At 40.5% G+C, this 745-nt stretch carries 1 protein-coding gene; it reads left to right on the top strand.

Going from position 1 to position 745, the window contains the following annotated elements:
* Window positions 1–141 precede the first annotated feature (141 nt).
* Window positions 142–639: a type VI secretion system tube protein TssD gene (gene tssD, locus NV64_RS22765; protein WP_101506849.1), complete on the top strand. Its 498-nt coding sequence runs from the start codon at window positions 142–144 to the stop codon at window positions 637–639.
* Window positions 640–745: the final 106 nt, after the last annotated feature.

The following is a 745-nucleotide window of genomic DNA, read 5'->3' as shown; positions in this document are numbered from 1 at the left end:
TTTTTTCTGTCTTGCTTGCTTCATATCATATGAAAATTGATTTTCGATTTACTCTTCTTCAATGCCACGTAAAGACAAAATCCGTAGCGCACATTCTGAGTAGATTAGAATCTTCTTTGAACTCATCAACAGGATTTGATCATGGCAATACCCGTTTATCTATGGCTCTATGACGATGCCGGGAACCTCATTAAAGGAAGTGTCGATGTTCGGGATCGTGAAAGCAGCATCGAAATCATATGCTTAAATCACTGCATTGAAATTCCGACAGACAATGCCAACGGAAAAGTTACAGGAACGCGTATTCATTCAGCATTTTGTGTTGATAAGGAGGTTGACTCGTCAAGCCCGTATTTATATCAGGCGTTAACGACGGGGAAAACCCTCAGGCTTGCTGAGCTAAGGTTCTACAATATAAATGATGCTGGTATGGAAGAGCATTACTTTTCCGTAGTTATGGAGAGTGTAAAAGTAGAAGCCATCTCCTCACTAATGTATGACATCAAGAGTGACTATGGTGAAAGATGTAATCATCTTGAGTGTATTGAATTGAAGTATGAAAAAATCAAGTGGCATTACCTGAAAGGCAATATCGTTCATTCCGATAGCTGGAATGAGCGTAACACCGTTGCTATCTGACACCAGGAGACAGATTTATGTGGGTTTACAGCCAAAGCACCGGTGAGCTTTCCTATAACGGACGGCATGTTGAGACAGGATATTCTGGAAGGATGACGAATAAAAA

The organism is Erwinia sp. B116, assembly GCF_002865965.1.
Lineage (GTDB): Bacteria > Pseudomonadota > Gammaproteobacteria > Enterobacterales > Enterobacteriaceae > Erwinia.
The sequence above is the reverse complement of the archived record's forward strand: the minus strand, read 5'-3'. Positions and strand labels throughout refer to the sequence as shown.

Coding starts and splice junctions, on each gene's coding strand:
- tssD (WP_101506849.1), top strand. CDS start 142: ATGGCAATACCCGTTTATCTATGGCTCTATGACGATGCCGGGAACCTC.